This window comes from Fundidesulfovibrio agrisoli, from assembly GCF_022808715.1.
GTDB lineage: Bacteria > Desulfobacterota > Desulfovibrionia > Desulfovibrionales > Desulfovibrionaceae > Fundidesulfovibrio > Fundidesulfovibrio agrisoli.
This window is the reverse complement of sequence record NZ_JAKZKX010000030.1, coordinates 18,248-43,020: the sequence shown is the minus strand read 5'-3', so window position 1 is coordinate 43,020 and position 24,773 is coordinate 18,248. Positions and strand designations below refer to the sequence as shown.

Sequence of the window (24,773 nt, the reverse complement as noted above, 5' to 3'; positions counted from 1 at the left end):
GGGAGCCGGCCGATGTTGTTCAAATCCATCGGCAGGCTCCCCGCCGCGCTGGCCCCTCCCCAAGGCTGGCGCTGCAATTTATAAGGCTCTGGGCAGGCGCTTGTCCCCCACGCGCATGGTCACCTTCTCCTTGTCCAGGTATTCCAACAGCGGAATGGAGAACTTGCGCGTCAGGTTGGTGAGCTCCCGGAAATCCTGGGGGCCGAGCTCCTTGTGCTCCGCGAAGTAGGCGGCCACGGTCTTCTTGAGCCCCTCCAGGGCGGACACGGCGAAGTACATGTCCTCCTTGATGCGGGAGATCAGGCCCTGGTCCTGCAGGAGCTTGTACACGGGCTGGGCCTCCTTCTGCCCCACGCCCAAAAGCTCCAGCACGTCCTTGTAGTTGGGGGGCGTCAGCCCGCCCAGCTCGTAGACGTCCAGCAGGCGCTTACGCAGGTCGGCCTGGTCCGTGCCCAGGCTCACGCTGTGCTCCGGCAGGCGCATGAGCTCCTGCTCCTGCGCGATCCTGCCCGCCTTGATGAGCCGCTCGGCCAGGAAGTGCATGAGCTTGGGGTGCAGCCCCCTGCCCCAGGTGGAGGCCAGCTCGCCCCGGGCCACGCCCTGCTTGAGCGGCTCGCGCTTGTGGAATGCGGCCAGGTGTTCGAGCAGCCCGGCGGAGAGCTCGTCCAGCACCTCGCCCGAGATCCACTGGCGCGACTCCTTGTCCCACAGGCTGGCCTTGCCCTTGCCGGAAAAGCCTTGCAGGGCCTTGTCCAGCTCGCGGCTCTCGAGCCCGGTGAGCACCATGAGCGCGGCGAAGCTCGCGCCCTCGCGTCCGCGCAGCTTGAGGTGCAGGGCCACGCGTTCCTCGGGCCCGGCGGCGGGCAGCGCGCCCAGCAGGGCCAGCTCCGGCCCGTGGCGCTTCACGCGCCCGGCCAGGGGCGAGATGATGGTGCCGCCCGCCACGGTGCGCAGGGGGGAGAAGGCCCGCATGACGCAGCGGTCCCCGGTGACGCCCGCCAGGGGCGACTCGAACCGCGCCTGGCACAGGGCGGTCTGCCCTGGCTCCAGCTTGTCGCGGTCCAGGAAGTAGAGCCGCGCCATGACCTCGCGCGTGCCGTGGTGGAAGTGCACCTCGCCCCTGTGGCGCAGGCCCCGGTGGGCCGAGGGCAGGCAGGTGACCTCCATGTTCCAGGCCAGGGAGGGGAACAGGGTGCCGGGCCGGGCCAGCACCTCGCCGCGCTCCACGTCCTCCACTTCCAGGCCCATGAGGTTCACGGCGGTGCGCTGCCCGGCGCGGGCCGTGTCGTCCGTGTGGCCGTGCACCTGCAGGCCGCGCACCTTGCTGACCTTGCCCGAGGGATAGAGCGCCACCTCGTCGCCCGCGTGGAGCGCGCCGGAGATGAGCGTGCCCGTGACCACGGTGCCGTGCCCGCGCATTGTGAACACGCGGTCGATGGGCAGCCGGGCCAGGTCGGAGCGACGCTTGGGCGCATGGTCCCCGGCCAGGCGGGCCAGCTCGGCGCTCAGCGCGTCGAGCCCCTGGCCGGTGTGCGCGGACACGGGGATGAGCGGAGCCTCGGCCAGGAAGGAGGACGAAAGGTAGGCCCGCACGTCCTCCGTGACCAGGGCCAGCCACTCCTCGTCCACGGCGTCCACCTTGGTCAGGGCCACCACGCCGTCGGTGACGCCAAGCAGGGTGCATATTTCCAGGTGCTCGCGGGTCTGGGGCATGACGCCCTCGTCCGCCGCGATCACCAGGACCACGAAGTCGATGCCCGCGGCCCCGGCCACCATGTTCTTCACGAAGCGTTCGTGCCCGGGCACGTCCACCACGCCGAGCGTCTGGCCGCCCGGCAGCTCCATGGAGGCGAAGCCCAGCTCGATGGTGATGCCGCGCTTTTTCTCTTCGGCCAGGCGGTCGCAGTCCACGCCCGTGAGCGCCTTCACCAGCGTGGTCTTGCCGTGGTCGATGTGACCGGCTGTGCCCATGATGACCGGCATGATGCTCCTCGTGTCGCGTCCCCGGAGAGGCCCTTTGGAGCCCGCTCCGGCGGAACCGTTCGCACTGCGGCCGGAGAACGCGGATGCGCTCCCCGGCGGCGTCCCCTAGCTCTCCAGGAACGCCTTGTAGGCGAGCATGGTGGCGTACAGGTCGGCCTTGCTGGCCAGCTCCAGCGGGCTGTGCATGGAGAGCACGGGCGGGCCGAAGTCGATGATGTCCATGCCGTACTTGGCCAGGAACTTGGCCACGGTGCCGCCGCCGCCCAGGTCCACCTTGCCGAGCTCCGCCATCTGCCAGGGCACGCCCGCGCCGTCGAGAACGTTCCTGACCCAGGCCACGTACTCGGGGTGGGCGTCGCTGGCGCCAACCTTGCCGCGATGGCCGGTGAACTTGTTGAGCGTGGGGCCGTGCCCGATCAGGCAGGCGTTGAGCTTCTCGTGCACGTCCTGGTAGTCGGGGTCCAGGGCGGCGTTGACGTCGGCGGACACGGCCTTGGAGGCGTCCAGCACGCGCGAGGGGCGCGCACCCGGCTCCCAGGCGTGGATCAGGTCCTCCAGGCAGTACTCGAAGAACTTGGAGCTGGCCCCGGTGGAGCCTTCGGAGCCGATCTCCTCCTTGTCCCAGAAGAGCACGATCTGGGTGTGCTCGGGCTGCTCGGCGGCCAGCAGGGCCTCCAGCCCGGCGTAGACGCAGATACGGTCGTCGTGGCCGTAGCCGCCGATGAGCGCCGAATCCAGGCCCACGTAGCGCGCCGGCCCGGCGGGCACGGCCTGCAGCTCCGCCGAGTACAGGTCGGACTCGGTGATGCCGTAGCGCTTGTTGAGCAGCGTCAGCACCTGGGACTTGAGCTTGCACTTGGCGTCGGAGGGGTCGCAGGCCTTGCCGTCCACGGGGATGCTGTCAGAGCCCGCCGGGGCGTGGCCCATGATGATGTTGAGCTTCTCGGCCTCGAAGGCGTCGGCCAGCTTCTGCTCCATCTGCTTGTAGGCCAGGTGGGGCAGCAGGTCCGGGATGGTGAACACCGGGTCGGCCGGGTCCTCGCCGATGACGACCTCCACGGCGGTGCCGTCGGCCTTGACCACCACCCCGTGCAGGGCCAGGGCGCGCGCCAGCCACTGGTGCTTGCGGATGCCGCCGTAGTAGTGGGTCTTGGCCTGGGAGACGCTGCAGTCCTCGTAGAGGGGGCGCTGCTTGAGGTCCAGGCGGGGGGAGTCCGCGTGGGCGCCCAGCAGGCGGAAGCCCTCGGACAGGGGCTTCTTGCCCTTGCGGGCGATGAACACGGTCTTGCCCTTGAAGATGCGGAAGCAGGCGTCGCCCGTGAAGTCGCCGTTGGGGCTCTCGGCGTAGCCAGCGGCCGCCAGGCGCTCGCGCACGTAGCGCATGACCTCGCGTTCGGTCTTGCAGGTGGAGAGGAAGGAGACGTATCCGGCGGCCAGGGCGTCCATGGCGGCGCGGTCCTGCTCGGAGGCGTAGACGTCCCAGCAGTTCTTGGATTCGTGTTCGAGGCTTTTCATGCTCACTCCTTGAGGCGTGATGATCCGTAGCGGTTCAGTCCAGAGTCTGGGCCGGGTTTCAGGCCAGCGCTTGCGCCAATGCCTGAGCCGCCAGGGGAAATTCGTTCCTGTCCAGGGTGCGCGGGTCCAGGCAGAAGCGGCCGTCCTCGATGCGGCCCACCAGGGGCGGGTCCGTGCCGAGCAGGCGCTCGCGCAGGGCGTCGGCCCCGATGGAGGCGTCGCGTGGCTCGAGGCGCACCAGGGTGGTGGGCAGGTCGCGCTCGGGGAAGGCCCCCCCGCCCACGCGCGAGGCTCCGGGCACCGTCGTGGCCTCCAGCGTGTGGCCCAGCCTGCGGCGCAGCAGCCCGGCCAGGGCGCGGGCCTTGGCGGCCAGCTCCTTGGGGGTGGCGCAGATCATGGACAGTGTGGGCACCTGGGCGCGGGCCAGCTCCGGGTCCAGGTAGAGGCGCAGCGTTGCCTCCAGGGCGGCCAGGGTCATCTTGTCGATGCGTAGCGCCCGGTTCAACTGGTTGCGCCGGATGACGTCGATGTATTCCCTGCGGCCCACGATGATGCCAGCCTGCGGCCCGCCCAGCACCTTGTCCCCGCTGAAGCAGACCACGTCCGCCCCCTGGGCCACCACCTCGCGCACGGTGGGCTCGCCGGGCAGCCCGGCCTGGGCGAAGTCGAAGAGGGTGCCGCTGCCCAGATCCTCGATGACGGGCAGGCCGAGCTCCCGGCCCAGTTCGGCCAGTTCCTCGAGAGGAACCTCCTTGGTGAAGCCGATGATGCGGAAATTCGAGGTGTGCACGCGCATGAGCGCGGCCGTGTCCGGGCCGACGGCCTGGCGGTAGTCGCGCAGGTGGGTGCGGTTGGTGGCCCCCACCTCCTTGAGGATGGCACCGGACTTGGCCATCACCTCGGGAACGCGGAACGAGCCGCCGATCTCCACCAGCTGCCCGCGCGAGACCACCACTTCGCGGCCCTCGCACAGGCTCGAAAGCACCAGGAGCACGGCGGCGGCGTTGTTGTTGACCACCACGGCGGCCTCGGCACCGGTCAGCTGCGTCAGCAGGCCTTCCACGTGGCTGTAGCGGCTGCCGCGCTGGCCGGTCTCCAAGTCGAACTCCAGGTTGGAGTAGTGCGCGCAGGCGCTCTGCACGGCGCGGGAAGCGCTCTCGGCCAGGATGGAGCGGCCCAGGTTGGTGTGCACCACCACGCCCGTGCCGTTGAGCACCCGGCGGAAGCGCGGGCGCACGTAGGAGCGCACGAAGCACTCCAGGCGTGGGGCCAGGCGCTCCCACTCCAGATGGGCGGGGTCGGCGACCAGGCCGGAGCGGATCTCCTCCCGCTGGGCGTCCAGAAAGGCCTGGGCCGCCTCGCGCACCAGGGCCCTGGGCGCGCCGGAAAGCTCCGGGCGGCCGTCCAGCGCGGCCAGCACGCGGTCCATGGAGGGCAGCAGACGGAAAAGGGTGTTGGACATGGTGGCTCTCCCCGCAAAGATACGGGGAATTAGCTTACATCCGGACTGATGGCAATCAAGGTGGGACTGGGGGACGGCCTGAGGGAAGGCCTCCGGCGGGCAAAGGGAGTTCCTCCCTTTGCAATCCCTTTCCGCATTGCGTCGCGCCGGGTGACATCGCGTTCGGAGGCCGGGTTCGGCAACGCGTACCAGATGTCCGGCGGTTATTCCTGACCGCAGGCCTGCCGCCCTGGTCCGGGCCGTCTCCCAGGGGTCTCCGCGCCGGGCCGGGGCTGGCGGTGATAGTACCCTAAGTCGGCCGGGCCCGCCCCGCGCCGGGCCGGGCATGGCGATATTCTTCCGATATGTCGTCATGCCCGGCCCGGCGCGGACACCCCTGGGAGACTACAACCCAAATTTCTTAGCAGCGCACCGTGGTGGCCAGCCCGCCCTGGGCGGTCTCCTTGTATTTGGCGCACATGTCCCGCCCGGTCTCGGCCATGGCCCTGATGGCCTGGTCCAGCCCCACCATGTGGTGGGACGACACCACCGCTGCAGCGATCTGGTAGGCGGCGTAGGCCTTCACCGCGCCCATGGCGTTGCGCTCGATGCAGGGAATCTGCACGTAGCCCTGCACCGGGTCGCAGGTGAGGCCCAGGTGGTGCTCCAGGGCGGTCTCCGCCGCGTTCTCCACCAGCTTGGCCTCGTGGCCGTAGACTTGGGCCAGGAACGCGGCGGACATGGCCGAGGCCACCCCCACCTCGCCCTGGCAGCCCACCTCCGCCCCGCTCACCGAGGCGTTGTGCTTTGCGAGCATCCCAACCAGGGCAGCGGCGAACATGCCCTCGCGCAGGGCCTTGCGGAACACGCCCGCAGTGGGGCGCAGGTTCTTGGTGACGTAGAGCACCGAGGCCAGCACGCCCGACCCGCCCGAGGTGGGCGCGGTGACGATGGTGTGCCCGGCGGCGTTCTCCTCCGAGGCGGCGAAGGCGCAGGCGCACAGGGCCAGGATGGGCCTGTCCTGCATCTGGGGGTCCTGCCGGTAGCGCTCGAACAGGGCCTTGGCCTTGCGGTTGAGCCCCAGAGGCCCGGGCAGCACGCCCTCGGTCTCCAGGCCGCGCTCCACGGCGTCCTCCATGGCGCGCATCACGTCCTCGATGCGGGCCTCGATCTGCTTGGGGGTCTGCCCGGTGAGGGCGGCCTCGTTGGCGATCATCACCTCGGGCAGGCTCAGGCCCGTGGCTGCAAGCACCTCCCTGAAGCCGGTCATGGAGTCGTAAGGATAGGCCGGGGCCGGGCGCTGGGCCGGGGCTTGGTCCCGCCATTCGATGAACCCGCCGCCCACGGAGTAGGCCTCGCGCTCGAACAGGGCCGCGCCGTCGGCGTCCAGCAGGCGGAAGACCATGGTGTTGGGGTGGCGCTCCGCCTTGGCCAGCATGTCGAACACGATGTCGGCCTCGCGCAGGGGCAGGGTCCTCCCGGCGAGCAGCACCGTGCCGGACTCGAACCCGGCGAGGCTGTCCAGGATGTCGGGCGGGCAGCTCTGGGGCCGGTTGCCCAGAAGCCCGGCCAGCACGGCCCGCACGGTGCCGTGGCCCCGGCCCGTGGCCGCCAGGGAGCCGAGCAGCGTCACGCGCAGGCCCGTGGCCCGGTCCAGGGTCTGGCTGGGAAGTTCGGCGGCCTGGGCCATGAACTCCACCGAAGCGAGCATGGGGCCGATGGTGTGAGAACTCGACGGGCCGGGCCCGACCTTGAACAGCTCGAAAATGGAGGTGGTCACGGGATTCATGGAGCCTCCGCTAGCCTAAAACCCCGTCAATTGCCACTGGTGAGCGCCTCCCGAGGCCCCCGCGCCCTTCCGGTGGCGAAAAAAAGACCGGCGCGCAGCTTTGCGCGCCGGTCCGGTCAAGACGTTCGCGGGGTAGGGCTAGGCTGCCAAGGCCCGGGGCTTCTTGTGAGCCACAGAGGTCAGGCGGGCTTGCGAGCCTCCGCCGGCAGGCAGGGCCTGGCCCGAGCCTTCGGCCTGCATCTGCCCGATGAGGTTCTTGAGCACCTGGGCCTGGTTGGCCAGCTCCTCCACGGCCAGTGCGGACTGGCGCATGCCCTCCGAAGTCTCGGAGGAGATGCGGCTGATGTCCTCGATGGAGCGGTTGATCTCCTCGCTGGCGGCGGACTGCTGCTCGGAGGCAGTGGCGATGGCGCGCACCTGGTCGGAGGAGAGGTCCACCAGGGTGACGATCTCGCGCAGTGCCTCGCCGGACCTGGCGGCCAGCTCCGTGGCCTCGGCGATGATCCCGGCGGCCTTCTCCACGTTGACGACGTTGCTCTGGGTGCCCTGCTGGATGCCCCGGATGGCGTCGCCCACTTCCTTGGTGGCGGTCATGGTCTTCTCGGCCAGCTTGCGCACCTCGTCCGCGACCACCGCGAAGCCGCGACCGGCGTCGCCCGCGCGGGCCGCCTCGATGGCGGCGTTGAGCGCCAGGAGGTTGGTCTGGTCCGCGATGTCGGAGATGACGCTCATGATCCTGCCGATGCCCTCGGCCTGCTGGCCCAGCTCGGTCATGTCCTCTTTGAGCTTGAGCGAGTTCCTCTGCACCTCGCCGATGCCCTCCACCACGCGGCCCACCACCTGCGAGCCCTCCTCGGCCTTCATCCTGGCCCGGTCGGAGGTCTCGGCGGCCTGGGAGGCGTTGCGGGCAACCTCCAGAACGGTGGCGTTCATCTCCTCCATGGCGGTGGCGGTTTCACCCACGCGCTGGGCCTGGTGCTCGGCGCCCCGGCTGGACTGCTCCACCTGCGCGGAGAGCTGCTCCGAAGCGCTGGTGACGATCTCCACCACGCCCTCGAGCTCGTTGGCGGCCTGGAGCATGCCCTCGGCCTTGGCGCGCTCGGCCTGGGCCTTGGCCTCCTGGGCCTCGGCGGTGGCCACGCGCGCGGCCTCGGCCTCGCGCTCGGCCTGGGCGCTCTTCTGGTCGGCCTCGGCGATCTTCTCCTTCAAGGCGCCCACCATGGCGCGCAGCCCGTCGGCCAGCCTGCCCACCTCGTCCCTCTGGTGCACATCCAGGCTGGCGTTGAGGTTGCCTTCCGCCACGGCCCCAGAGAAATTCATGGCGCCCTTGAGCGGGCGCACGATGGTGCGGGTCACGAACACGCCCACCAGCACGGAGAGGATGGGCGCGGCGATGGCCAGCGACATGAGCAGCTTGGTCTGCCAGCTGATGGTGGCCTCGGCCGCGAGGGAATCCCGCTCGGCGTTCGCGGTGTAGATAGCTATGACCTTGCCCAGGGCGTCGTTGAGCTTGCGGTTGTTCTCGCCGCCGCGCTCGATCACGGCCTTCTCTGCTTCGAGCGCCAGGGACTTGTTATCGGGATTCTTTTCCCAGGCCTCAACGACCTCAGTGATCTTGTCATTGATCTCGCGCGTTTCAGGCAGGACCTTCTTGAACTCGCCCCAGGCGGCCAGGGCATCCTTGGAATGGTCAAGCTTCTCGAAGCGCTCCAGGGCCTCCCGGTAGTTCTTGCGGGCGTTCTGGATGTTGTCCTTCTGACGCTGGCGCTCCTGCGGCAGGATGGATTCCGTCAGCATCGTGCGCTGCGCGACCACGATGTTGCGCAGATTGAAGCGGATGGTGGTCAGATTCTCGATGGCCGGAATGTACAGCCTCGTGCTCGCATCAAGATCTTTTTTGGCCGAATTGAGCCCGAGATACCCCACGAGCCCGACCACGGACGTGAGCACCGACACCACAATGAACGCCGCCACCAGCCTGACGCCTACGCGAATGTTGTTCACAACCCCTCCTTGCGGCCCCGCGTGTGACTTCTGGGACCAAGCCGATCCGTGCGCCCGATTTCCAAGGGTGTCCGCTACGGATGCGTGAAACAGCACCATAAATCATAATTAATCAGCATCGAGAGATTGGCAAATTTGATACACTACCAAATCAGTATGCTTTCCGGGGGCACCGTCATCCTTTCAGACACCCCGACGCCAATCTCTCCCCAGACGGGCAACCCCACCTCGGACACATGCCCGGATCAAAGTCCAACACCCGCTCATCGACTAGTCACGCCAAAGCTTTAGTGGCGAAAGACACAAACAAAGGAACCATTCTTATTTACAGTCGCTTGGGCGAGTTAAAGGGCGGCGAGGTTGGGTTGGTTGGAACCCCGCCGCCCTGTGGCAGTGATTAAGGCACACGACCTCTATCAGGCGAGGGACTTCGAGGAAAGGAGAAAAACGCCGTGGCGAAAAAAAACTCGCCCCCCCCCGCGCCAAACAAGCCCCAAGCTACCTGCGGACGCCGTAGCGCCCTTCGGTGGGGGGCCAGTCGCTGGTCCTGGCGGCGTGGCGCGACACGAGGTAATCCCAGGCCATCACCACGAGCGTCAGCGCCAGGAGCAGCCCCACCCCCCAGGCCAGGGAGGCGGCGTGCCTGTCCCCCACGAAGCCGAAGAACCCGTCGAACAGCCAGAAGTGCAGGCTCTTGCCGAGCCCCCGCCTGCCGCCGGGCAGCCGGGTGACGTAGAGCACCTGGGTCACGACCTGCGAGATCACATACACGGGCAGGGCGTGCCTGCCCAACGCCAGAACCGGGGCCATCCATGGCTTGCCCTCCGCCCTGTCCAGCAGGCGGTGGGCCAGGGCGGTGAGCATCAGGCCGAAGCCGCCCACGAACATCACGAAGGAGCTGGTGGTGATGACCTTGTTGATGGGGAACCATTCGTCCCAGGCCAGCCCGCCCAGGTGCAGCCAGAACCCGATCAGGAACACGGAGCCCCAGCCGGGGTTGTCGCCGCCGCGCCTGAGCCAGCGCCCGGCGAGCACCCCGAACAGGGCCAGCGCCACGCAGGGCAGCGTGGAGAGCAGGCCCTCGGGGTCCCAGGAGGTGTCGTATTCCCAGATGTGGCCGCGCAGGAGCGTCTGGTCCAGCCAGCCTTCCAGGTTGTACTCCATGTCCAGGGTCGGGTAGCCCAGCCCCGGCACCGGCACGAAGGCCCAGAGCAGCCAGTAGCCCACCAGGATGCCCAGCGCCACCCCGAGAACCCCGTCACGCGAGAGCTTCAGGTGCAGCCAGAGCGTTGCCAGATAGACCACGGCGATGCGCTGCAGCACGCCGGGTATGCGCAGTGTCTCCAGGTTGAAGGTGGGGAAGCCGTTGACGAAGAGGCCCGTGAAGAAGATGACCAGCGCGCGCCTGACCGCGCCCGGCCAGAGGCCCTGGGGCGGCGGATCCCGCCGGACGGCCAGCGCCACCGAGACCCCCACGAGGAAGAGGAACATGGGAAAGATGAAGTCCACGGCGGTCCAGCCGTGCCAGTGGGAGTGCACCATCTCGCGGTAGATGTACATGGTGTCCCCGGGGTTGTTGGCCACCACCATGAAGGCCACCGTAAGACCCCGGAGAAAATCCACGGAGATGATCCGCCTGCCGCCGCTTTTGCCCATGCCCCGCCCCGATGGAAAAACAATCCCCCGCGCGTGCGGGTGAGGCTGCTATCATACTAAACCCGATGAATGGCAAGGCCGGCGCGGCCTGATCCCTTATCGGGGGGCTGCGCCGCCGGCCTGCCGTCGCTTGCCCCATGAACCCGAATCGGGGTATCGATGGGTGCAAACCATTTTCTCTTGCATGATCCAGGTTTTCTGATCTCCGCCCGCGACACTGCGACGCCCAAGGAGCGAATGATGATGAAGCGACTCGTCAGCATGGCCCTGATCGCAGCCTTTGTTGCCTGTAGCGCCGCTGCCGCCTTCGGGGCGACCTCCGTCAAGGTGGCCGGCGACGCGCGGATCTGGGGCAACTCCTGGACGCGCATCAACTACACCGGCTGGAACGCCCGGGGAACGACCACCGGCGACCCTCTGACCATCTGGGAGCGCTACCGCCTGCGCACCGACTTCATCGCCAACGGCAACCTGAAGTTCCGCGCCGGCATACGGGTCAACAACAGGGCCTGGGGCAACGACACTTTCACGGTGGACAACCCCTCCGTCGCCATCGACGTCTATCAGGCATACCTGCAGTTCAAATGCCCCGGCTCGGACGTGGAGTTCACCATCGGCCTGCAGGATGTCGACCTGCCCGTCTCCGCTCCGGGCCTGCTGAACTCCAGCCCGGTGTTCGGCGGCACACGGGCCGCCGCGGCCCTGGTCACCATCCCGGGCGGCGCGGGGCTCAAGCTCACCGGCGGGTTCATCCGCTTCCTCGACACCAACAAGGATTTCGACACCACGACCACCCAGGTGGCCGACGAGTTCGACGGCTACCTCATGACCCTGCCCATCCCCCTGGACGGTTTCCTGGCCACCCCCTGGGCCATGCTCGGCGTAACTGGCAGGAACGCGAACTACGCCGTCCCGGTGGGGAACACCCCGCGCTCCACCAACCAGAGCCTGGCCACCAACCTGTTCCCGGCGGCCTCCCTGGCCCCCGGGGCCACGTTCCGCAACGCCCAGAACCTCTACTGGTGGGCGGGGGCCTCGGTGGCCCTCACCAGCGCGGACCCGTTCAAGTTCTACGCCGACCTGATCTACGGCCAGGGCAACGCCGGCGACAGGAAGGCCAACAGGCGCGGAGGCCTCTTCCTGGACGTGGCCGCCGAGTACACCAACCTGCTGTACTTCACCCCCCAGGCGGCCTTCTGGTATTCCACCGGCGAGGACGGCTCCACCACCAACGGCTCCGAGCGCATGCCCAGCGTGGTGGGCTCCTGGGGGCCGTCCACCTCCTTCCTGTTCGACTCCAGCCAGGCCTTCGGCGAGGGCTCCATGGGCCTGAACCCCATGGGCTCGGCGGGGTTCGCCCTCTCCCTGAACGCCATCTCCTTCCTGCAGAGCATGATCCACCGCCTGACCTTCGCCTACGCCTGGGGCACCAACAGCCCCCGGGCCCTGCGCAACGCCAACCTGCTCACGGGTGTGGGGACCTACGCGCAGATGGGCCGCGATCTGACCGCCAACGAACATGTTATGGGCCTCAACTTCGACACCAGGTACGACCTGTACGGCAACCTGGCGCTCATTGCGGAGACCGGCTGGGCCCATGGCCAGTTCCAGCAGAGCGTCTGGGGGCATCGTTTCGTGAACCAGGCCAGGAACGGGGACGCCTGGAAGGTGGCCTTCGGCCTGCAGTACACGTTCTAGGCGGCTGCGGGCGGACGCCTTCGCCCGGCCCGAAAGCCACCCCAAGCTTAAGAATAGTGACCGCGCCACTTGCCGCGAAAGCGGAAGATACGCTATCCTCTCTGTACATCCTTCCGCACAGACAGGGCTGGTTTGCGGCCCGTGTACAACCATCAACGGCAAAGGAGTCGGGAACAATGAAGCGTCTTGCAAGCCTGGCAGTGCTGGCTGCCCTCGCCCTGGGCTGCGCCACGGCGGCCATGGCCGCCACAGAAGTACGGATGACCGGCGAGGCCCGCGTATGGGGGAACGCCTGGAGCCACGTGAACTACACCGGGTGGAACTACAAGGCCACGACCACCGGCGACCCCCTGACGATATGGGAGCGCCTGCGCCTGCGCACCGACTTCATCGCCAACGAGGGGCTCAAGTTCCGGTTCGGCATCCGGGTCAACAACCGGGCCTGGGGCAACGACACCTTCACCGTGGACAACCCCACCACCGCCATCGACGTCTACCAGGCCTACCTGCAGTTCAAATGGCCCGGGACCGACCTGGAGTTCACCGTCGGCCTGCAGGACATCGACCTGCCCATATCCGGCCCCAGCGTGCTCAACACAAGCCCGGTGTTCGGCGGCACCCGCGCGGCGGGAGCCACCTTCTCCGCGCCCGTGACCGAGCAGTTCAAGGTCAACGGCGGCTTCATCCGCTTCCTTGACACCAACAAGGATTTCGACACCACCACGACCCAGGTGGCCGACGAGTTCGACGGCTACTTCCTGACCCTGCCCGTGACCCTCGACGGCTTCAAGGCCACTCCGTGGGCCATGCTCGCAGTGGCCGGGCGCGCGGCGGGCTACGCCAGCACCTTCGTCGGCGCCTCCCCCCGTTATTCCAACCAGAGCCTGGCCACCAACCTGCTCTCCGCCGCCTCGCTCGCTCCCGGGGCCACCTTCCGCAACGCCCAGAACGCCTTTTGGTGGGTGGGCGCATCCGTCGCCGTCACCGCCCTGGACCCCTTCAAGTTCTACGGCGACGTGATCTACGGCGAGGGCAACGCCTCCGACAAGAGCGCCAACCGGCGCTCGGGCATGTTCTTCGACCTGGCCGCCGAATACACCGGGTTCTCCGCGCTCACCCCGCAGGTCAGCTTCTGGTACGGCACCGGCGAAGACGGCTCCACCCGCAACGGCTCCGAGCGCATGCCCTCCGTTGTCGGCTCCTGGGGGCCGTCCACCTCCTTCCTGTTCGACTCGAACCAGGCCTTCGGCGCGGGCAACATGGGGCTCAACGCCATGGGCTCCTGGGGCTTGGCCGCCTCGCTGAACAAGGTCTCCTTCATCGAGAACCTCACCCACCGGCTGACCTTCACCTACGCCCAGGGCAACAACAGCGGCCGGGCGCTGCGCAACGCCACGTTGCTGACCGGCACCGGCAACTACGTGCAGATGGGCCGCGATCTGGCCGTGGGCGAATACGTCCTGGGCGTCAACTTCGACAACCAGTACGCCATCTACGAGAACCTCGCGGCCATCGTGGAGGCCGGCTGGGCGCACGGCTCCTTCCTGAAGAGCGTCTGGGGCTCGCGCCTGGTCAACGAGGCCAAGGGCGGCGACGCCGTGAAGGTGGCCTTCGGCCTGAACTACAGGTTCTAGATCGCTTACCCGGCGCGGGATGCGGACAGCGGAGAAAATGGCAAGGAGGACCCCATGACCAGGGACGAAATCTACAAGGAAATGGAGGAGATGTTCGGGCTGGTGCCCACCATGTTCAAGTCCATTCCCGACGGATCGCTGGAGCTGGAGTGGAACCTCTTCAAGCGGGTGCAGCTCGTGCCGGGGCCCATCCCCAACAAGTACCGCGAGCTGATCGGGGTGGCCCTGTCAGCGGCCACAAAGTGCAAGTACTGCGCGTTCTTCCACACCGAGATGGCCCGGCTCAACGGCGCCACCGAGGCCGAAATCGAGGACGCCGTGCACTACGCCAAGTCCAGCGCTGGCTGGAGCGCCTACATCAACGGCATGCAGGTGGATTTCGAGCTCTTCAAGCGGGAGGTCAGGCAGGCCTGCAGGCACGCCGCCCCCGGCCCCACCCCGGGCTGCGAGTCCGAGTGCGGCCGGGATTGAGGTTCCCGACTGGACGGGGCATGGCCGGAGGGCCTGCCCCACGCCGGGAGCGATGACGCAAAAAACCCCGGAAGCATTTGCTTCCGGGGTTTCATTCGCTCGATGGGGTGGCTGATGGGGCTTGAACCCACGGCCCCCAGGGCCACAACCTGGTGCTCTGCCAACTGAGCTACAGCCACCGTCGAACCAAGGGACTTATCCCAAGCCCGGTGTGCGGTCAAGCATCTTTCGCCCGTTTCTATCCCTTGAGCACGCGCCCGCTTCACGCTACAGGGAAGCCGGACCGCAGGCCCGCCCTGCGGCCCCAAACCACAACACAGCGCATGGCCGCGGGCGTATGCTTCGGGCCATCCCCCATAGCGCGAGGATATTCATGGACAAACTGGTCATCGAAGGCGGCACGCCCCTCAAAGGGCGCGTGCGCGTCTCCGGCTCCAAGAACGCGGCCCTGCCCATCCTCATGGCCGCCATCCTGCTGGACAGCCCCGTCACCTACACCAACGTGCCCCGGCTGCGCGACATCAACACCACGCTCAAGCTCCTGAACATCCTGGGCATGGAGACCTCCTTCGAGGACGGCGCGGCCGTCGTGAAGCCCGGCGCGGGCCTCAACCCCGAGGCCCCCTACGACCTGGTGAAGACCATGCGCGCCTCCGTGCTCTGCCTGGGGCCGCTGCTGGCCCGCCTGGGCGAGGCCCGGGTGGCCCTGCCCGGCGGCTGCGCCATCGGCGCGCGCCCGGTGAACCTGCACCTCACCGCCCTGGAGAAGATGGGCGCGCAGTTCGACCTGGACTCGGGCTACATCGAGGGCAAGGCCGACCGCCTGCGCGGGGCCAAGATCCTCTTCGACCAGGTCACCGTGGGCGGCACCGAGAACCTGCTCATGGCCGCAGCCCTGGCCGAGGGCGAGACCATCCTGGAGAACGCCGCGCGCGAGCCCGAGATCATGGACCTGGCCGAGTTCCTCAACGCCTGCGGGGCCAGGATCACCGGGCACGGCTCGCCCGTGATCCGCATCGAGGGCGTGGAGTCGCTCTCGGGCTGCGAATACGCCATCATGCCCGACCGCATCGAGGCGGGCACCTACCTGGTGGCCGCCGCCATGACCGACGGCGACCTGCTGCTGGAGAACTGCCCCATGGGCGCGCTGGACGCCGTGTGCAGCAAGCTGCGCGAGATGGGCGTTTCCATCGAGGAGGCCGAGGGCGGCCTGGTGCGCGCCCGCCGCGGCGGCGAGCTGGCCTGCATGGACGTGACCACCCGCCCCTACCCCGGTTTCCCCACCGACATGCAGGCCCAGCTCATGGCCCTGATGTGCGTCTCCTCCGGGGCGGGCACCATCCGCGAGACCATCTTCGAGAACCGCTTCATGCACGTGCAGGAGCTGGTGCGCCTGGGCGCGAAGATCACCGTCACCTCCCAGAGCGCCTTCGTGCGCGGGGTGCCGCGCCTCACCGGCGCGCCCGTGATGGCCTCCGACCTGCGGGCCTCGGCCTCCCTGGTGGTGGCGGGCCTCGCGGCCAAGGGCACCACCGAGGTGGCGCGCATCTACCACCTGGACCGGGGCTACGAGGCCATGGAGGTCAAGCTCCAGGCCCTGGGCGCCCGCATCACCCGCGCCAAGGAGTGACCCCGAGCCCGGGCCTGCTGCCCTGGCAGGCCCTCTTCCTGGCCTGCGCGGCCGGAGCCTGGGCCGCGCACGATCCGGCCCCGGGCGTCGGGGCCGCGATCCTGGCCGCCGCGCTCTGGCGGCTGGCGGGCAGGAGATTCCCCCACCCGGCGGCCTTCGCCCTGGCCGCCCTGCTGGGCTTCGGCTACGCCAGCCTGCGCCTTCCTGAAATCCCCCCCGATCTCGACCAATGGAGCGCCCCGCGCACCCGCAGCCACCTGAACGCCCTGGTGGACTCCGTGCAGGAGCGCCCCGGCAACCGGCTGGAGGTCATGCTCTCGGACGTGCGGCTGCGCGATGGGGACTCCACGGACGAAACCCTTCCCGGCCGCCTTCCCGGCCTTATGGCCTGGACCTGGCAGGACCCGGCCTTCCGCCCCGAGCCCGGCTCCCGCGTGGACCTGGACGCACGGCCCCGCCCGGCCCAGGGCTTCGACAACTTCGGCGTGGACGGCTGGGGCTGGCGCTGGCGGCTGCGCGGGGTCTTCCTGCGGGCCTACACCCTCGGCCCCAAAGGCGTGGCCCTGGCCGGGCCGCCTCCGGACGACCACTGGGAGCGCTGGCGGCTGGAACTGCGCGAGGCGATTCTGCGCGGAGCAGGGCCGGGCTCCCCCGGGGGCATGGTGCTGGGCCTGGTCACGGGAGAGCGCTTCGCCATCGCCCAGGCCGACCTGGAGCGCGTGCGCCGGGCCTCCCTGGCGCACCTGCTGGCGGTCTCGGGCATGAACCTGGCGGCCGTGGCCGCTTTGGGCTGGTGCGCGGCCTGGCTGGCCTGCGCCCTGCGCCCCAGGCTCTGCCTGACGCTGCCCAGGGCCAAGCTGGCCGTGCTCATCGGGCTGCCGCTCACGGCCTGTTACCTCTGGCTGGGCCGCTTCGAGCCCTCGCTCATGCGCGCGGCCATCATGTTCGGCACCTGGGGCCTGCTGGTGCTCATGGGCAGGAGCCGCGTGCTGCTCGACGGCCTGTTCATCGCCCTGGCCGCCATGTTCCTCTGGAATCCGCTCTGCGTGTTCGACGTGGGCCTGCAGCTCTCGGCCGCCGCCGTGGCCGGGCTGGTGCTGCTCATGCCCCTGGCCGCCCCGGCGCTCACGCGGCTGCGCGCCCTGGGCGGCCGCACCCGCTGGAGCCTGCTGCTGGCCGTGCCCGTGGGCTGGGCCTGCGTGACCCTGGCCTCGCAACTGGCGGTGTTCCCCATCCAGGCCAGCTTGTTCGGGGAGGCCAGCCCGCACCTCTACCTGAACCTGCTCTGGGTGCCCGTGGTGGAGTGGGCCGCGCAGCCCCTGGCCTATTTGGGAGCCCTGACCGTGACCTGGCTGCCCATCGTGGGCGAGCCCCTGCTGGCGGGCTCGGCCACGGTGTGCTCCTGGATGCTCGGCAGCCTGGAGGCCATGGACGCGCGCGGCTGGCTGGCCACCTACCCCATCCAGCGGCCCTGGTGGCCCGAGGCTATGGGCTGGTTCGCCCTGCTTGGCCTGGCCTCGGCCTTCGCCTCCCTGGAGCGCAAGGCCCGCGCGGGCTGGGCCTGCCTCTGCCTGCTGCTGCTCGCCGCCCCGCCGCTTTGGCGCGCCTGGGACCAACAGCGCGAGCGCGTGAGCCTGACGCTTCTGGACGTGGGCCAGGGTCAGTCCGCGCTGATCGAGGTTCCGGGCGGGGGGCGTTATATGGTCGACGGAGGCGGCGCGCTCTCGGGCACGTTCGACATGGGGCGGGCCGTGCTGGCCCCGGCCCTGACCTGGGGCCGCGCGCCAAGGGTCGAGGGGCTCGTCATGTCCCATCCGGACCGCGATCACACCGGCGGCTTCGCCTATCTGTTGGGGTCGTTCAGGGTGGGTTTCCTGGCGGGCAACGGGGAGCTGCCCCGAGCGGGGGATTTCCTGGCCGGTATGGCCGCCAGCGGGCTCGCCCCGGAAACGTGGCGCGAGGGAGAATTTCACGACCTGGGCCAAAATCCGGGTCAGAATTTGGGCCTGGAGGTGCTCCATCCGCCTGTCTCGGGAGCCGCGCACGGCAACGAAGGCTCGCTGGTGCTGCGCCTGACCTGGAAGGGCCGGGGCCTGGCCCTGCTGCCCGGGGACGCCGGGCCGCACGCTCTGGCCTACATCTTGGGGCACGTCTCGGGGAGCGGGCGCGCGCTGACGGCCGACGCCCTGGTGGCGCCACACCACGGCAGTGTCAGGTCCCTCTCGCCGGAGCTCTACGAGGCCGTGTCGCCCTCCGTGGCCCTGGTCAGCGCCGGGTCCGGCAACAGCTACGGCTTCCCGGCCCCGGCCGTGCTGGACGCGCTGGGCAAGGCCGGGGCGCGTGTGTTCGGCACGGACCGCTGCGGGGCCGTGCGCCTCACCTGGGATTCCCCCGGGGCCGCGCCCCGCGTGGAGACCGCGCGCCCCTGCGGGCCGGAGTAGCTCCCCGGCCAAATTCCCGGCCTGGATTCCCGCTTATATCCCCCTAAATCCCCGTAGACTTGTGCTTGATGAAGGTGCCGTCGCGCAGCTCGCGGAAGGCAAGCTCAAGCTCCTCCTCGGTGTTCATGACGATGGGGCCGCCCCAGGCCACAGGCTCGCCCAGGGGCGCGCCCGTGAGCAGCAGGAAGCGCACGCCGCCCTCCCCGCCGGTAACTGCCAGCTCGTCGCCGTCGCCGAAGAGCGCTAGCATGCGGTTCTCCACCGCAGCGCCCTCAACCGTTCCCTTGCCCCCGATCACATAGATGAAGGCCTTGTGGCCCCTGGGCGTGGGGTGCACGAACTCCACCCCTTGGGGCACGGCGCAGTCCAGGTATTCGGGGTCGATGACGATGTCGCGCATGGGTCCGTGCACGCCGTCAACCTTGCCCGCGATGACCTTGACCACGGTGCCGTCGGCGCGGCGCACCTCGGGGATGTCCGCCGCGGTGAGGCCCCGGTAGCGCGGGGGCATCATCTTCTGGTCGGCGGGCAGGTTGGCCCAGAGCTGGAAGCCCAGCATGGAGCCGGTCTCGTCGCCCTTGGGCATCTCCTGGTGGATGATGCCGCTGCCAGCCGTCATCCACTGCACGTCGCCCGCGCCGATCACCCCGGAGTTGCCCATGCTGTCGCCGTGCTCCACGTCGCCGGAGAGCACGTAGGTGATGGTCTCGATGCCCCGGTGCGGGTGCCAGGGGAAGCCCTTGATGAAATCCTCCACCTTGTGGGCGCGGAAGTCGTCCAGCATCAGGAAGGGGTCGAAGTTGGGCACCTCGGTCGAGCCGAACACCCGGCGCAGGCGCACCCCGGCCCCCTCGATGACGGGCTGGCCCGTGAACATTTTCAGAACGCTTCTTCTCATGATTGATTCCTCCTCGCTGCCGATCAGGAAAAAGCCCCGCGCATGAAGGCGTAGGCCAGCGCCACCGCCAGGCAGAACAGCACCAGCCAGCCGATGTGCACCTGGCGCGTCTCGCCCTGTGCGGGCTTGTCTGCGTCGCCGCTCATGGGGTCCCCTCCTGTGATGGCCGCCGGGCCGGGAATGTCCGGCCCCCATCCTCCTATGGCCGCTTCCCGCGCAATGTTCAACGCAAAAGACGCATCGCCCCGCCCCTGGCTACGCCCGCCGAATTGGGCTATGCTGGGCCATCCCCCAGGAGGCATCCCCAGTGGAAGAAAACGCCAAGCCAACAAGCGCACCCCAGGGCGAGTGCCGCATGGACACCCGCCCCGAGGACTGCGTGATCGTCATATTCGGAGCCTCGGGCGACCTCTCCGCCCGCAAGCTCTTTCCCGCCCTGGCCCGCCTGTTCCAGGTGGGCGACCTGCCCCGCAACTTCGCCATCGTGGGCGCGGCCCGCTCCAGGATGGCCACGGAGGAGTTCCGCGAATCCATGCGCGAGGCCCTGGCCCGCTCCGGGCACCTCCTGGAGCTGGACTGGGGCGAGCTGTCCCAGCGCATCCACTACCAGGCCCTGGAGTACGACGCCCTGGGCGGCTACCTGGAGCTCTCCCGCTTCATAACCGGCCTGGAGGAACGCCTGGGCCTGCCCGGCAACCGCATGTTCTACCTGGCCATACCGCCCACGCTCTACGAGACCGTGGCCGGGATGCTCGGTGCCTCCGGGCTCTCTGGGCGCGGCGTGGAGCACGCCTGGACCCGCCTGGTGGTGGAGAAGCCCTTCGGCAGCGACCTGGCCTCGGCCCGCACCCTGGACGAGGCCCTGCACGCCCATTTCCGCGAGGAGCAGATCTTCCGGATCGACCACTACCTCGCCAAGGAGACAATCCAGAACATCCTGCTGTTCCGCTTCGCCAACGCCGTGTTCGAGCCGGTGTGGAACCGCAACTACGTGGAGTACGTCTCCATCGTGGCCGCCGAGGACCTGGGCGTGGAGCATCGCGCGGGCTACTACGAGCAGGCGGGCGTGCTGCGCGACATGTTCCAGAACCACATGATGCAACTGCTGGCCCTGGCCGCCATGGAGCCGCCCACCCTGTTCCACGCGGGGGAGGTGCTCGACGAAAAGGTGAAGGTATACAAGTGCCTGCGGCCCTTCGACCCGGCCGTGGGCTTCGGCCAGCTGGTGCTCGGGCAGTACGGCCCCGGCAAGGAGGGCGCGCTGCCCGGCTACCGGGAGGAGAAGAACGTGGCCCCGAACTCCACCACGCCCACCTTCGCCATGCTCAAGGCCCACGTGGACAACTGGCGCTGGCAGGGCGTGCCCTTCTACATCACCTCGGGCAAGCGCCTGGCGCGCAAGCTCACGCGCATCGTGGTCAAGTTCAAGGAGGTGCCCCACTCCATCTACCGCCGGGTGCTGGGCGAACACGTCTCGGCCAACAGGCTGGTCATGGAGACCTACCCGCAGGAGTCCATCAACCTGAGCTTCCAGGTCAAGAACCCGGGGCCGCGCTTCTGCCTGCGCACGGCCTCCATGAGCTTCGATTTCCAGCAGGGCTACACCGGGCCGCCGCTGGACTCCTACGAGAAGGTGCTGCTGGACTGCATGCTGGGCGACCACATGCTCTTCTGGAGCCAGGACGCCGTGGAGCTGTGCTGGGGCTTTTTGACCCCGGTGCTTGAGATGTGCGAGCGCTGCGACGACCCCAACGCGCACCTGCGCGTCTACCCCGCCGGGAGCTGGGGGCCGCGGGAGGCACAGGAGCTGCACCATGGGTTCAGGAAGGACATCGGGCTTGATCCCATCGCCTGAAATGGAGCGCCATGCCGATCTGGAGGCCGCCAGCCTGCGCGCAGCGCAACTCACGGCCCAGGCCGCGCGGGAGGCCGTGGCCGCGCGCGGGGCGTTCGCCCTGGCCGTGTCCGGCGGCTCCACCCCCGAGCGCTACTTCGAGCTGCTGGCCGGGCAGGTCCTGCCCTGGGCCGCCACGCACCTCTTCTGGGTGGACGAACGCATGACGCCCCCGGAAGACCCGCGCAGCAACTACGGCGCGGCGCGGGGCGCGTTGCTGGCGCGGCTGCCGGAAGCCCCGGCCGGGGTGCACAGGATCAGGGGGGAGGCGGCCAGCGCGGACCAGGCCGCGCGGCTCTACCGGGAGGAACTGACAGCGCACTTCGGCGCGGGCGGCCCGCCCGCGTTCGACTGCCTGCACCTGGGCCTGGGCGGGGACGGGCACACGGCCTCGCTGTTCCCGGGCCAGCCAGCCCTTGAGGAGCACACGCTCTGGGCCGTGGACGTGGCCTACGCCGGGGCGGACCCGCCCATCCCGCGCGTCAGCCTGACCCTGCCGGTGCTGAACGCGGCGCGGCTGGCCTTCTTCCTGGCTTCGGGGGCGGACAAGGCGGCTCTTGCTTCGGATATTGCGGCCGGGAGGCGGCCGGACTGCCCAGCATCGCTGGTGCGCCCGGCCGGGCGGCTGCTATGGATTCTGGCGGGCTGACTCCACGGCGCGTCTGTGGAGTTCGGGGCCCAGGAAGGCCGGGATGCTGGCCACCAGGTCGTCGGCGGTGTTGACCACCCCGTCCGGCCCGGCGCTGCGCAGGGTGTCATTGACGCAGTTCACCACGGGCGACTGGCAGACGCTCTCGCCCTCGTTGAGCAGCACAGGCCTGCCCCAGGGGTCGCGTCGCAGCCAGTCCGGCGGCGGCCCGGCCTGAGGCCCGAAAGCCTTGGCCCAGATCACGCCCAGGGCGCGGTCCCAGCGGGCGGCGCAGGGGGAGTCCGGGCCGGCCTGGTCCAGCCTGGGCTCCAGCACGCAGGGCTGCTCGGTGCTGAGCTCCCCGGTGATGTCCGCCAGAAGCGAATTGTTCAGCACTTTTGCCAGGTTGGCGGCTAGGGCCAGGTGCTTCAGGCGCAGCATGGCCTGCTCGGCACGCAGCGCGGCCACGGCTTGGGCAGTCTGCCCCGGCAGGCGCTGCAGCCGGGCCTCGCGGAAGGCCAGCCAGCCCCCGGCCACCAGCACCAGGCAGGCCGCCCCGGCCGCGAACCAGCGCGCCGGGCGCATCAGGGCCGCGCGCCTGCGCGCCGCCCACAGGCTGGCCTGGCTCGCGCTCACGCCTCCAACTGCTCCTTGATGCGGCAAACGCCGCAGACCTCCATGGAGGAGGGGTAGCCGCAGCGGGCGCACTCGTTGAGCGGCGGGGCCTCGGCCCTGATCGCCTGGAACGCGGGCTTGCCGCGCTGCAGGAAGTGTTCGTAGAACTGCATCTTCATGCCCGGGCTGCGCTCCTCCAGGTCGGCCAGAAGCTTCTTGTGCCCGGTGAAGCTGGCCCCGGCGGAATAGGGGCAGGCGGCCAGCACGTGCTCGATGCCGTTCAGGAAGCACCACACGGCCGTCTCGTATTCGGTCAGGCGGCACAGGGGCTTGACCTTGCGCACGAACCTGCCCTCGGCGGGGCTCACGGGGCCCTGCCCGGCCAGATAGGCCTGGTCCCAGCGCAGGGTGTTGGCGAACAGGCGGGCCACCTCGTCGTCCAGGTTGTGGCCCGTGGCCAGCACGTTGTAGCCGTTCTCGTAGGCGAAGCGGTTGAACCAATGGCGCTTGATCTTGCCGCAGACCGAGCAGATGGGCCGGTTCACGCGCTTCTTGACCTCGGGGATGGGCAGGCCCTTCTCCGTGGTCTCCAGCACGTGCAGCTTGATGGAATGCGCGGCGCAGTAGGCCTCCACCGTGGAGCGCGCGCTCTGGGAGGAGACGGGGATGCCCAGGTCGATGTGCAGGGCCGTGACGTCGTACTCCAGCTTGGACAGGGCCAGCAGCAGACCCAGCGAGTCCTTGCCGCCGGAGACGGCCAGGAGCAGGCGGTCCTCCTTGGAGAACTGCTTGTGCTCGTGGATGCCCCGCTCCACCTGGCGCAGGAAATAGGTTTCGAAGCAGGAGGCGCAGAACCCGGTGTGATGGCTGGGCAGGCGGACCTGCGCCAGCTCGCTGCAGCGGCGGCACTTCACGGCGCTACCCCCTGGAGACCACGTGGCGGATGCGGATGTCGCCCTCGTGGCCTATCATGCGGTCGGGGGTGAGAAGCTCCCTGCCGCGGATCACCAAAACCTCGGTGGACTTGAGCCCCAGCCTGTTGAGCAGCTGCGTCACGGACTTGAGCGCCCGGAACTCCCGCTGCTCGCCTGTCGATTCAATGAGTACGCGAACCATGTGCGGCCTCTATCCCGGCCCGGGGCCGAGGGCAAGCCCGCCCGGCGCCGAAACGTATTGACCGGCCCCCTGATTTTGAGCATATTTTTAATGTGCCGGTGCGCGCGACGCGCCGGCCGCCGGAGGTCTCCATGGGTGCCAAGAAGGTTCTCGTCGTGGACGACGAAAAGCATATCCGCATGCTCTACCAGGAAGAACTGGAAAGCGACGGATACGTTGTGGCCACTTCCGACGGGGAGGAGCCCATCCTTTCAGTGCTGGAACGCGAAAAACCGGCGGTGGTCGTGCTGGACATCAAGCTCGGGCCCACGCGCTCGGGGCTTGACCTCCTGCAGGAGATTCGCGGCAAGGACCAGCTGATCCCGGTGATCCTCTCCACGGCCTACGACTCCTTCCAGCACGACCTCAAGTCCATCGCGGCCGACTACTACGTGGTCAAGTCGGTGGACCTCACGGAGCTCAAGTCCAAGGTGTCCCAGGCCATGGCCAAGGCCGCCGCCGGGGCCTGATCCCTCTTTCTCGTTCCGCAGTTCCCAGCGCCCGCCGCCGGTCCCATCGCCGGCGGCGGGACCGCTCCCAGCCAGCACACATCACGCGCCTGTCCGCCAGGCCCCGCGGGCAATATGGTCCGCAAGCCGCCATACCGCCGTCCCCGGAGCCCGGCCCGGCTTGCCCTTGGCCGGGCAACGTGGTAGCGCCCTGCCATGTTTCCCGATATGGGCCAATTCCTTCTCAAATTGGCCATCTTCGCCCCGCCTATGCTCATGGCCGTCACTTTCCACGAGGTCTCGCACGGGGTTGCGGCAGCCGCCCTGGGCGATCCCACGGCCAGGCTTGCGGGCAGGCTGACGCTCAACCCGTTCAAGCACCTGGACCCTGTGGGCCTGCTCGTGTTCGTCATCACCCAGATGATCGGCTGGGCCAAGCCCGTGCCCGTGGACTCCCGCTATTTCCGCAACCCGCGCAGCGGCATGGTGATCGTCTCCATCGCGGGGCCCGCGGCCAACTTCCTGCTGGCCGGGGTTTCGGCCCTGGCCCTGGGCGGGCTGGAGGCGGCCTTCCACGCTTGGCGCGACCCGTTCTGGCAGGCCAACCTGCTCACGCCGCTGCTCTACATGTGCGTGGCCAGCGTGCAGGTGAACCTGTCGCTGGGCGTGTTCAACCTGCTGCCCATCCCCCCGCTGGACGGCGGGCACATCCTGCTGGGCCTGCTGCCCAAGCGCCTGGCCTACGAGCTGGCCCTGCGCGAGCGCTGGGGCTTCATCGCCGTGCTCCTGCTGGCCATGAGCGGGGTGCTCGGGCGCATACTTTCCCCCGTGGTTACCTACCTCTACAACCTTCTGATCTGACCGAGCGAGCG

General features: G+C 68.9%; 20 protein-coding genes and 1 tRNA gene. 9 read left to right on the top strand and 12 right to left on the bottom strand.

All coding sequences use genetic code 11. From position 1 onward, the window contains the following. Window positions 1–78: 78 nt before the first annotated feature. From selB to MLE27_RS16215, 6 genes are all read right to left on the bottom strand, one after another. Window positions 79–1,983: a selenocysteine-specific translation elongation factor gene (selB, locus tag MLE27_RS16240; RefSeq protein WP_243313401.1), complete on the bottom strand. Its 1,905-nt coding sequence runs from the start codon at window positions 1,981–1,983 to the stop codon at window positions 79–81. Between the two features lie 105 nt (window positions 1,984–2,088). After that, window positions 2,089–3,498, bottom strand: a complete 1,410-nt coding sequence (locus MLE27_RS16235; protein ID WP_243313397.1) for an aminopeptidase — start codon at window positions 3,496–3,498, stop codon at window positions 2,089–2,091. A gap of 58 nt (window positions 3,499–3,556) precedes the next feature. Then, window positions 3,557–4,960 carry an L-seryl-tRNA(Sec) selenium transferase gene (selA, locus tag MLE27_RS16230; RefSeq protein WP_243313395.1) on the bottom strand — a complete coding sequence of 468 codons (1,404 nt, stop codon included), beginning with the start codon at window positions 4,958–4,960 and terminating at the stop codon, window positions 3,557–3,559. Window positions 4,961–5,360: 400 nt separating this feature from the next. Further along, window positions 5,361–6,728: an L-serine ammonia-lyase gene (locus MLE27_RS16225; RefSeq protein ID WP_243313393.1), complete on the bottom strand. Its 1,368-nt coding sequence runs from the start codon at window positions 6,726–6,728 to the stop codon at window positions 5,361–5,363. 138 nt (window positions 6,729–6,866) lie between these two features. Further along, window positions 6,867–8,732, bottom strand: a complete 1,866-nt coding sequence (locus MLE27_RS16220; RefSeq protein WP_243313391.1) for a methyl-accepting chemotaxis protein — start codon at window positions 8,730–8,732, stop codon at window positions 6,867–6,869. A 498-nt stretch (window positions 8,733–9,230) separates the two neighbouring features. Then, window positions 9,231–10,388 carry an acyltransferase family protein gene (locus tag MLE27_RS16215; protein ID WP_243313389.1) on the bottom strand — a complete coding sequence of 386 codons (1,158 nt, stop codon included), beginning with the start codon at window positions 10,386–10,388 and terminating at the stop codon, window positions 9,231–9,233. A 243-nt stretch (window positions 10,389–10,631) separates the two neighbouring features. Between MLE27_RS16215 and MLE27_RS16210 the strand changes: the two genes are divergently transcribed. The 3 genes from MLE27_RS16210 (at window position 10,632) to MLE27_RS16200 (ending at window position 14,191) form a co-directional block, all read left to right on the top strand. Further along, entirely contained in the window at window positions 10,632–12,086 is a 1,455-nt protein-coding gene (locus MLE27_RS16210; protein ID WP_243313387.1) for an outer membrane homotrimeric porin, read from the top strand. A 176-nt stretch (window positions 12,087–12,262) separates the two neighbouring features. Next, window positions 12,263–13,720, top strand: coding sequence for an outer membrane homotrimeric porin (locus MLE27_RS16205; protein WP_243313385.1), 1,458 nt, complete (start codon window positions 12,263–12,265; stop codon window positions 13,718–13,720). Window positions 13,721–13,774: 54 nt separating this feature from the next. Further along, a complete protein-coding gene (locus tag MLE27_RS16200) occupies window positions 13,775–14,191 on the top strand; it encodes a carboxymuconolactone decarboxylase family protein (protein WP_243313382.1) in 417 nt (138 codons plus the stop codon). A gap of 103 nt (window positions 14,192–14,294) precedes the next feature. Here MLE27_RS16200 and MLE27_RS16195 read toward each other — a convergent pair. After that, window positions 14,295–14,370 (bottom strand) — tRNA-His (locus MLE27_RS16195). 194 nt (window positions 14,371–14,564) lie between these two features. On the opposite strand from MLE27_RS16195, the gene murA reads away from it, so the two are divergent. After that, window positions 14,565–15,821 carry a UDP-N-acetylglucosamine 1-carboxyvinyltransferase gene (gene murA / locus MLE27_RS16190; RefSeq protein WP_243313380.1) on the top strand — a complete coding sequence of 419 codons (1,257 nt, stop codon included), beginning with the start codon at window positions 14,565–14,567 and terminating at the stop codon, window positions 15,819–15,821. Further along, window positions 15,818–18,262 carry a DNA internalization-related competence protein ComEC/Rec2 gene (locus tag MLE27_RS16185; protein WP_243313378.1) on the top strand — a complete coding sequence of 815 codons (2,445 nt, stop codon included), beginning with the start codon at window positions 15,818–15,820 and terminating at the stop codon, window positions 18,260–18,262. The genes murA and MLE27_RS16185 overlap by 4 nt, the downstream gene beginning before the upstream one ends. Before the next feature lie 43 nt (window positions 18,263–18,305). Here MLE27_RS16185 and MLE27_RS16180 read toward each other — a convergent pair whose 3' ends face one another. Beyond that, a complete protein-coding gene (locus tag MLE27_RS16180) occupies window positions 18,306–19,160 on the bottom strand; it encodes a pirin family protein (RefSeq protein WP_243313376.1) in 855 nt (284 codons plus the stop codon). Between the two features lie 23 nt (window positions 19,161–19,183). Next, the gene (locus MLE27_RS18060; RefSeq protein WP_279355881.1) at window positions 19,184–19,306 is read right to left on the bottom strand and encodes a hypothetical protein; all 123 of its coding nucleotides are present in this window, start codon (window positions 19,304–19,306) and stop codon (window positions 19,184–19,186) included. 161 nt (window positions 19,307–19,467) lie between these two features. Between MLE27_RS18060 and zwf the strand changes: the two genes are divergently transcribed. Further along, the gene (zwf, locus tag MLE27_RS16175; protein WP_243313374.1) at window positions 19,468–21,015 is read left to right on the top strand and encodes a glucose-6-phosphate dehydrogenase; all 1,548 of its coding nucleotides are present in this window, start codon (window positions 19,468–19,470) and stop codon (window positions 21,013–21,015) included. Then, the gene (pgl, locus tag MLE27_RS16170) at window positions 20,999–21,703 is read left to right on the top strand and encodes a 6-phosphogluconolactonase (RefSeq protein ID WP_243313372.1); all 705 of its coding nucleotides are present in this window, start codon (window positions 20,999–21,001) and stop codon (window positions 21,701–21,703) included. The genes zwf and pgl overlap by 17 nt, the downstream gene beginning before the upstream one ends. On the opposite strand, the gene MLE27_RS16165 is transcribed toward pgl, so the two are convergent. Genes MLE27_RS16165 through MLE27_RS16155 form a run of 3 tightly spaced genes read right to left on the bottom strand, consistent with a single transcriptional unit; the run spans window position 21,683 to window position 23,413 of the window. Beyond that, entirely contained in the window at window positions 21,683–22,318 is a 636-nt protein-coding gene (locus MLE27_RS16165) for a hypothetical protein (protein ID WP_243313370.1), read from the bottom strand. The genes pgl and MLE27_RS16165 overlap by 21 nt on opposite strands. After that, complete coding sequence (locus MLE27_RS16160) at window positions 22,315–23,211, bottom strand: TIGR00269 family protein (protein ID WP_243313368.1); 897 nt, start codon at window positions 23,209–23,211, stop codon at window positions 22,315–22,317. The genes MLE27_RS16165 and MLE27_RS16160 overlap by 4 nt, the downstream gene beginning before the upstream one ends. Window positions 23,212–23,215: 4 nt before the next feature. Next, window positions 23,216–23,413, bottom strand: coding sequence for a hypothetical protein (locus MLE27_RS16155; protein ID WP_243313366.1), 198 nt, complete (start codon window positions 23,411–23,413; stop codon window positions 23,216–23,218). Window positions 23,414–23,544: 131 nt separating this feature from the next. On the opposite strand from MLE27_RS16155, the gene MLE27_RS16150 reads away from it, so the two are divergent. Then, a complete protein-coding gene (locus tag MLE27_RS16150) occupies window positions 23,545–23,922 on the top strand; it encodes a response regulator (protein ID WP_243313363.1) in 378 nt (125 codons plus the stop codon). A 207-nt stretch (window positions 23,923–24,129) separates the two neighbouring features. Further along, window positions 24,130–24,762 (top strand): site-2 protease family protein, encoded by a 633-nt coding sequence (locus MLE27_RS16145; protein ID WP_243313361.1) that lies wholly within the window; start codon window positions 24,130–24,132, stop codon window positions 24,760–24,762. The last annotated feature ends 11 nt before the right edge of the window (window positions 24,763–24,773 follow it).

Coding starts and splice junctions, on each gene's coding strand:
- MLE27_RS16210 (WP_243313387.1), top strand. CDS start 10,632: ATGAAGCGACTCGTCAGCATGGCCCTGATCGCAGCCTTTGTTGCCTGT.
- MLE27_RS16155 (WP_243313366.1), bottom strand. CDS start 23,413: ATGGTTCGCGTACTCATTGAATCGACAGGCGAGCAGCGGGAGTTCCGG.
- MLE27_RS16200 (WP_243313382.1), top strand. CDS start 13,775: ATGACCAGGGACGAAATCTACAAGGAAATGGAGGAGATGTTCGGGCTG.
- MLE27_RS16225 (WP_243313393.1), bottom strand. CDS start 6,728: ATGAATCCCGTGACCACCTCCATTTTCGAGCTGTTCAAGGTCGGGCCC.
- MLE27_RS16235 (WP_243313397.1), bottom strand. CDS start 3,498: ATGAAAAGCCTCGAACACGAATCCAAGAACTGCTGGGACGTCTACGCC.
- MLE27_RS16180 (WP_243313376.1), bottom strand. CDS start 19,160: ATGAGAAGAAGCGTTCTGAAAATGTTCACGGGCCAGCCCGTCATCGAG.
- selA (WP_243313395.1), bottom strand. CDS start 4,960: ATGTCCAACACCCTTTTCCGTCTGCTGCCCTCCATGGACCGCGTGCTG.
- MLE27_RS18060 (WP_279355881.1), bottom strand. CDS start 19,306: ATGAGCGGCGACGCAGACAAGCCCGCACAGGGCGAGACGCGCCAGGTG.
- MLE27_RS16145 (WP_243313361.1), top strand. CDS start 24,130: ATGGGCCAATTCCTTCTCAAATTGGCCATCTTCGCCCCGCCTATGCTC.
- MLE27_RS16150 (WP_243313363.1), top strand. CDS start 23,545: ATGGGTGCCAAGAAGGTTCTCGTCGTGGACGACGAAAAGCATATCCGC.
- MLE27_RS16205 (WP_243313385.1), top strand. CDS start 12,263: ATGAAGCGTCTTGCAAGCCTGGCAGTGCTGGCTGCCCTCGCCCTGGGC.
- murA (WP_243313380.1), top strand. CDS start 14,565: ATGGACAAACTGGTCATCGAAGGCGGCACGCCCCTCAAAGGGCGCGTG.
- MLE27_RS16215 (WP_243313389.1), bottom strand. CDS start 10,388: ATGGGCAAAAGCGGCGGCAGGCGGATCATCTCCGTGGATTTTCTCCGG.
- selB (WP_243313401.1), bottom strand. CDS start 1,983: ATGCCGGTCATCATGGGCACAGCCGGTCACATCGACCACGGCAAGACC.